Annotated in this window: 6 protein-coding genes; 3 read left to right on the top strand and 3 right to left on the bottom strand. The window is 42.6% G+C overall.

The features are described from left to right. Nucleotides 1-14: 14 nt before the first annotated feature. Both O9332_RS27455 and O9332_RS27450 read right to left on the bottom strand, forming a co-directional pair. Nucleotides 15-248 (bottom strand): hypothetical protein, encoded by a 234-nt coding sequence (locus O9332_RS27455; RefSeq protein WP_002759938.1) that lies wholly within the window; start codon nt 246-248, stop codon nt 15-17. 226 nt (nt 249-474) lie between these two features. Next, complete coding sequence (locus O9332_RS27450; protein ID WP_002759929.1) at nt 475-1,260, bottom strand: hypothetical protein; 786 nt, start codon at nt 1,258-1,260, stop codon at nt 475-477. Nucleotides 1,261-1,795: 535 nt separating this feature from the next. Here O9332_RS27450 and O9332_RS27445 point away from each other — a divergent pair. The 3 genes from O9332_RS27445 to O9332_RS27435 all read left to right on the top strand — a co-directional run bounded on the left by O9332_RS27445 (nt 1,796) and on the right by O9332_RS27435 (nt 6,120). Further along, nucleotides 1,796-4,171 carry a glycogen debranching protein gene (locus tag O9332_RS27445; protein ID WP_288028190.1) on the top strand — a complete coding sequence of 792 codons (2,376 nt, stop codon included), beginning with the start codon at nt 1,796-1,798 and terminating at the stop codon, nt 4,169-4,171. A 79-nt stretch (nt 4,172-4,250) separates the two neighbouring features. Continuing rightward, complete coding sequence (locus O9332_RS27440; RefSeq protein ID WP_288028188.1) at nt 4,251-4,901, top strand: TVP38/TMEM64 family protein; 651 nt, start codon at nt 4,251-4,253, stop codon at nt 4,899-4,901. Nucleotides 4,902-5,112: 211 nt separating this feature from the next. Next, nucleotides 5,113-6,120, top strand: a complete 1,008-nt coding sequence (locus tag O9332_RS27435; RefSeq protein WP_288028186.1) for a DnaJ C-terminal domain-containing protein — start codon at nt 5,113-5,115, stop codon at nt 6,118-6,120. Between the two features lie 318 nt (nt 6,121-6,438). Here O9332_RS27435 and O9332_RS27430 read toward each other — a convergent pair whose 3' ends face one another. Continuing rightward, entirely contained in the window at nt 6,439-6,783 is a 345-nt protein-coding gene (locus O9332_RS27430) for a hypothetical protein (protein WP_002738818.1), read from the bottom strand. Nucleotides 6,784-7,254: the final 471 nt, after the last annotated feature.

Genomic DNA, 7,254 nt, shown 5'->3' with positions numbered 1-7,254 from the left:
GCGATCGCAACTACCTATTGAGGGTTATTGGTTTCGGCATTTTCTCCCTTCGCCACATACATAATATTATCCCAGTTCTGATTTTTAGGATCATGATAATAAATAACAGGACCCCAAAGAATTGTCCATTGACCAATTTTTGCTTGAACCGTAGGATTGGCTAAATCTGTAATAACTTTCTCGCTATTACTGATATTAGCGAACATAGAAAGACAGAAAAGCGTTTGTTGTTGATCGTAAGTAGGCATTGAAATTTTCTCCCTCCGATTGTGAATTGATTAGGCGTATCTTAGACAAATCCAGGTAATTGAGTCACCAGAAAATTGTTAATGGTTTGGTCACAAAACAAATTTCACAAAAAAGGGATGACCGCTCTTTTTAACTTGATTAAGTTGACCCCAACTTACCCCATCATTAGAGGTGTAAAAATTAGCACCAGAACAGCTATTGGCGGAAAATGTAGGACAAGCATTGCTAAACAGGAAAAACTTTGATCGCTTTTTCGTAGTAAGCTTGACGATCAGCTAGTCCGTTAAGACCACCATTGACTCGTCGGGTGATTTCTTCCACTGTTGCACCGCGATCACAAAGAGCATTCATGTTATTGTTATGCCACCAAAAACCGCCACTGGTAAAAGGATAGGTGGTACTAACATAGTCAACTCCATCCATCACTTTCGGATCATGAATATAATTCGCAAAAGCTTGATAGTTACTGCGTCCCGTTAGTTGAATAACGCCTGCTCCCTTATATTTGGGACCATCTCCTGGATAAATATTTCCTAGGTCTTTCCGTCCGTTATACTCCTCACCGCTACCGAGTTCTTTCATCCATTTCAAGCCACCACTTTCATGGGCAGTTTGGCTTAAAAAATGACACATTCGCGGGTGAGTGTTAATTTCAAAGCGATTTAAGCAAGAATTGAGATCTGCTAATTGTCCATCGCTAATGACATTACCATAGATAGATTCGGCTTGAGCTTTGGAGATTAAATTATTACCCCCCGGTAATTCTTTAAGTTCTAGTAAAAATTTTGCCGAAGATGCTCCCAAGGTATCCAATTCGCCTTCTTTGATTTTTTGTTTGAATTGCTCAAAGGCTTGTTTTGTTTGGGATCCATAAATGCCATCAACACCATGAGCAGCAAGTAATCCGAGAACTTGCAAACGGGTCTGAACTTCTCGGCAAAGTTCCGAGTCTCCAGCTAAGGAATCAATGGGTTTAACGAGGTTTTGTTGAATGATGTCTTCTAATTTCATGGTATTTATTTCCCGGTTCAGATTTTCCGATGGTGATCGCTGAGTTAATCAAGACTAAAAAACTAAGATAGTTTAGCATCCATTGTATCTAAATCCTGATCAGATAGGGTTAGAGTATCAGATAAATTGTTAGTCAGTGACCCCTCAATATTGGGGAACAATGTCTAAACTATTCTATAATTGGCTGGAAAGATTGAGTCCTGGCTCTGTCGTTTCATAGTAATTAGCCAAGTCTTGATCGCCAAGGGTTGCACCGGCAGAAAATTGCGTATAAACCTTGACTTGTTTGCCTTTTGGATTCCAGCTTGTCTGATTCTCATAATTAGATAGAGGATTGTCGGGAGGAGCAACTTTATGAGATGCTTAAGTTCTGCAGCTAAAAGTTATGCCTATGTCAGCCCCCCATCCTCAACCATTTGAGTAACTAAGTCAATGGATTAAGCCCAGAAACGTTGAATTTCGTCATAAAAATTTACATTCAAGAGCATACTAAATCTATACTTTAGACAGTCATAATCTGAGATTTATTAAACTTATGAAATCGGAGAGTGAGATCGGTCAAAATCATCCCCAATCTGGTAATTATGCCCCCCTAGATAGCCATCTTTGGGCCGATGCCACCTATCCCCTCGGAGCGCATTATCGGGGCGATAGCGTCACCTTTGCCGTCTATTCTAAAAATGCCAGTCAGATTCTTCTGGAAATCTACGATCGCCCGACGGGAGAAAACGCTAAGTATGATTACTGGTTGACAAAAAACCCCAATGATGATATATGGCGGGCAAAAATCGCCGGTATTGGCCACGGCAGTTACTATGCTTTTCGCTGTTGGGGTTCCAATTGGCAATTTGATCAAAAATGGCAAAGAGGTCACAGTAACGCCGGTTTTCAGGCAGATGTGGACGATTTTGGCCATCGTTTTAACCCCAATAAAGTCCTCTTCGATCCCTACGCGCGAGAACTTTCCCACGACTTTGAAACCCTGGCCATGATCGCAGCCGGAGAAAATGCGGGAATCTATGCCACGGGAGAAGGGGACTACAAAGGAGTGATCCGGCGGCAATACGATACGGGTAAATGGTCGCCCAAAGGCATTGTGATCGCGCCGGATGGGACTTCTACCGGTACTCGTCCCCGTCTGGGGTCCGAAAAAGCGATCATTTACGAGGCCCATGTGCGCGGTTTAAGTCATCACCCCTCCGCTAGTCGTTTGGAAGATATTCTCAAGGGAATTACGGGTTTTGAGGAAGTGGCCAACGTTCCCGACCAGTACAGAGGAACTTATGCGGGGGCCGGCTATATGGCCAAATATCTGAAAGCGCTGGGATTTACCACGATCGAACTCTTACCGGTCCAGGAAACCGCTAACGATAATAACCCCGACGATCGCCCCGGCGGTAACTATTGGGGTTACATGACCTTTGGTTATTTCGCTCCCGATCGCCGTTATGCTTATGATCGCTCCCCCGGGGGACCCACCAGAGAGTTTAAGGCCATGGTCAAAGCTTTCCACGACCAAGGTATGGAAGTTTATCTCGATGTGGTCTATAATCACACCGGAGAAGGGGGCAATTGGGGCAGCAACGATGTCACCGGATTTGTTAGTTTTGGTGGTTTTGATGTGGTGGAATACTATCAACTCACCGACGAACATTATCTAGTCGATGGGGCCACTGGCTGCGGAAATCAATTAAACTTTTCCCATATTGTCACCTGTAATCTGGTTCTTGATTCCCTCACCTATTGGTTAGAAACCATGGGAGTTGATGGTTTTCGTTTTGATCTGGCCCCCGTCCTCGGTCGAACTCCTTCTAGTCATGAACGAGAAGATTGGCACAAGCAAAAACAATTCTTTCCTAAACATCCTTTGTTAGAAAAGATCGAGCAATTAGGCAAGAAATATGATGCCGAAATGATCGCCGAAGCTTGGGATATCTGGGGTTACGAAGTAGGTAATTTCCCAACGGGTTGGGGCGAGTGGAATGGCCGTTATCGCGATGCAATCCGGCGTTTTTGCAAGGGAGATGGTAATACTTTTAAATTCATCGAACAGGTGAACGGAGATTATCACAATTTTCATGACCAAGGCGGACCACACAAATCGATCAGTTTTATTGTTGCCCACGATGGTTTTACCCTGATGGATTTGGTCAGTTATAACAATAAAAATAACCTCAATCCCTGGCCTTTTGGTCCTTCCGATGGCGGCAATAATAATAACGATTCTTGGGATTCTGGCGGTAATCAGGCCTTACGTCGCCAAAGATTACGCAACTTTTGGACGATTCAATTTTTATCTCGCGGTGTTCCCATGACTGTCTGGGGTGATGAATTTGGCCGCACTCAAAATGGTAATAATAATCCCTACAATATTGATAGTCTGGCCACTTGGAATAATTATGATATGATTGCCACCCGTTCACCCCATCTACTGCCCACCGGTTATCGGGAAGCTTATCACAATAATTTTGGCACGGGAACTAATCAAGAAGAACGCAATCCTTTATTTATTTTTGCCGCTTATATTGCTCACTTAAGAAACAATCATATAGCCCTTAAACAGCACCGCTATGGCGATATGGTTCTCGATGCGGGTAATGATGTCACCTATTTATTTAAAAAAACCGATGGGGTTAGCGATTTAACTGCCCATGATCGCTCTATTTGGTTTTTAATTGATGGTAGTGCCGTCGGCGATCACGATTTTTTGGTGTTAATTAATATGTATCATCTGCCGGTGGATTTTCGCCTTCCCTCCCCAGGCAATAATTATCGTTGGGTAAGACTTATTGACACGGCAGCTTGGGCAGAAACCAATTATAATTGTTGGTCTGTGGAGCAAGGAGCAGTAATTGCCGATCGCTATAAAGTCAATGGTTTTTCGATCGTGGTTCTCGAGGAGATTAACTGAATTTTTGGCAATAGGGAAATATAAACCCCAGCTGCATCTTATGTTTTACAACCCGCACTTAGCCCAAAATTGCCGTTAAATGTCTAAAACTAAAAGTAGTGTTATTATCCTAACCATAATTTGTATTATCGCCACAGCGATGGGAGTTTATCTAATCGGTGGTATCGACTCCCAACAATTACAGATCTGGTTAAAACAAATGGGAATTATGGCCCCCATTTTGTATATTATTCTCTATACGATCGGGACAATTTTAATCCTGCCTTCTACCCCCTTAAACCTCAGTGGTGGGGCGATCTTTGGAGTAGTTATGGGAACAGTTTGGACAACGATCGCCGCTTTGGTGGCCGCTATAGTTGCCTTTGCTTTTACCCGTACTATCGGCCGGGAATATACCGCCAAAAAATTTCAGGGAAAATGGCAAGCGATCGATGCAGAAATGCAGCAAGGCGGCCTATTTTATATGTTTGCTATCCGTCTATTACCGATTATTCCCTACGGTATCGTTAACTTTGTTGCGGGATTAACTTCTATCCGTTTTCGCGATTATTTCATCGGTACTTTATTAGGCACTGTCCCCGGAATTTTACCCTTTGTCATGATGGGTGCTGGTTTAAAATCTTTAGGAAAAGGCGATATATTGCCCCTAATGGTGGCTTTTACCCTCATTGCTCTGTTAGTAGCTGTGGGAACTTGGTATCGTCGTCGTCGGCAATTTCCCTTTCAGTGATCAGTGATCAGTTATCAGTTATCAGTTATCAGATTGGAGTTTTAAGTAGATAGTGTTAAGTGAAAACTTTGGCACTTTATTTTCACTGATCACCGGTTACTGGTTACTGTTCACCGATCACTGATCACTGATTCAAGCCTGACAACGATAAAATTAAGTTAGATTAGGAATATCCCGACTGAATCCCCATTGCTAAGGAGATAGCGTATCGATGCCTGCCGCAGATTATAAAGATTATTATGCCGTTCTGGGAGTAGGTAAAACTGCCAGCGCCGAAGAAATTAAAAAAGCTTTTCGCAAATTAGCCGTCAAATATCACCCCGATCGCAATCCTAACGATAAAAGCGCCGAAGAACGTTTTAAAGAAATTAGTGAAGCTTACGAAGTCCTCTCCGATAGCGAAAAACGCCAAAAATACGATCAATTTGGACAATATTGGCAACAGTCCGGGCGATCAAATTGGCCTGGTGGTAATCCGGGGGTTGACTTTGGTTCGGACGGTTTTGACTTTAGCCAGTACAGCACCTTTGATGATTTTATCAATGAACTGCTCGGTCGCATGGGGCGCTCCGGCGGTACTCGCCCCCGTTCCCATTCCTACGGGACTCCGGGGGGAGGATTTGGCGATTTTAGCAATTTTAACGACTTTGCCGGTGCTCGTACTGCACCGCAATCCGTCACTTCTGGTATCTCCACCGCTAAACTGCGTCTGAGTTTTGGGGAAGCTTTACGAGGAGTACAAAAACGGGTTAATTTAGCCGGAGAAATGATCGATATCAAAATCCCCCCAGGAACCAAAACCGGTAATCGTCTCCGGGTACGGGGTAAAGGACTAATCGATCCCTTGAGCAAACAACGGGGAGATCTATTTCTCGATGTGGAATTAGAACCCCATCCTTTCTTTACTTTTGAAGGCGATAATTTAACCTGTGAAGTCCCGATTACTCCCGATGAGGCGGTTTTAGGCACAGCGATCGAAGTTCCTACCCCCGATGGCATGGTGACGGTAAAAGTTCCTGCCGGTATTCGTTCCGGTCAATCCCTGCGCTTACGAGGCAAAGGTTGGATCGATAATAAAGGACAACGCGGCGATCAATTAGTCAAAATTGTCATCGATACTCCCAAAGAATTAACGGCGATCGAACGGGAATTATACGAGAAAATTAAATCTCAGCGTACCACCGATCCCCGTCGTCATCTCAGACAGGTGCAAATTTAGTCCCTAGATCTTAATAGTGAGGTACGAAGCAAAAGGTAGGGTGCGTTAGACGGCAAAAATTGCTGCTTTGAATTGAAGGTAACAATCCGTCGTAACGCACCACCTATCATCAACTAAGTAGTAAAACGTAGGGTGCGTTAGACGGCAAAAATTGCTGCTTTGAATTGAAGGTAACAATCCGTCGTAACGCACCACCTATCATCAACTAAGTAGCCGGTTACTATCCTTAGATTAGCTGAATCTCCCCCAATCCCTTTACTGTTGCCTCTTGCCTTGAGAAGCTGATCACTGTTTACTGTCTCTGGAGTTTATCCTTGGCTAGAATTTAACCTTACTAGCCAACCAATTAGTGATTAATTTGGGGCTATTTTTCTTCACCCAATAGAGAGCATAAATTCTGAAGATAGGCTTAGAAAAACGAGCGATCGCTTTCATAATAAAATTTAAGTGACGACTATGAAACTTTTTATTAATTAAATTTAACGAACCCACATCGTAAAGACAGTCGATGATAATTCTAAAAGTCGTTTCCTCTCTTTGGAATAAACTATCTATTAACAATAGCACTTCCTGAATCCGTTGCTGTTTAAGCTGTTCCTCTTCGGAAACAGCCGAGAGAATCTGCTGCTGCTTAGATAATTTACTATCCGATGGGGTTAACATGATATGGTAGGGAAAAAATTAACTTGTTTTGATTTTATCCCTATTTGCCGATTTTGCAAGACCAACCCCCCCATCTATCCCCGTTTTTACAATAACACGGATATTTCCTCTCCCATGCCGTCTTGACTGTGATTGCTGTGATTGTGTCATGGACTGTGATTGATTAAGAAAAATAGGGCAGAATAAAATTATGAAAGCTAAAATGAGGGCTGAATCATGAATGATCCCTTAACCACAAGTTTACTTTAGCAGTACAGGAATTTACCACTGAAGCAATCTCTAAAATCCCTATATTGTGGCAAAAAATCAAAACCCAATAATATAATAAACTAGAACTCTTGCAAATTAATTATATGTTATAATCATGGGTTAACTAATTTTCCCCAAAAAATTAGTTAACCAGTACATTTGTCCTGAATGAAAACTTGAAGTTTAACTTTTAACTCAAAACTCTTTAGATATGCTTTAATT

Source organism: Microcystis sp. LE19-10.1B, from assembly GCF_027530565.1.
Taxonomy (GTDB): Bacteria; Cyanobacteriota; Cyanobacteriia; order Cyanobacteriales; family Microcystaceae; genus Microcystis; species Microcystis aeruginosa.
This window is presented reverse-complemented; position numbering and strand designations above follow the sequence as displayed.

Coding starts and splice junctions, on each gene's coding strand:
- O9332_RS27455 (WP_002759938.1), bottom strand. CDS start 248: ATGCCTACTTACGATCAACAACAAACGCTTTTCTGTCTTTCTATGTTC.
- O9332_RS27450 (WP_002759929.1), bottom strand. CDS start 1,260: ATGAAATTAGAAGACATCATTCAACAAAACCTCGTTAAACCCATTGAT.
- O9332_RS27445 (WP_288028190.1), top strand. CDS start 1,796: ATGAAATCGGAGAGTGAGATCGGTCAAAATCATCCCCAATCTGGTAAT.
- O9332_RS27440 (WP_288028188.1), top strand. CDS start 4,251: ATGTCTAAAACTAAAAGTAGTGTTATTATCCTAACCATAATTTGTATT.
- O9332_RS27435 (WP_288028186.1), top strand. CDS start 5,113: ATGCCTGCCGCAGATTATAAAGATTATTATGCCGTTCTGGGAGTAGGT.
- O9332_RS27430 (WP_002738818.1), bottom strand. CDS start 6,783: ATGTTAACCCCATCGGATAGTAAATTATCTAAGCAGCAGCAGATTCTC.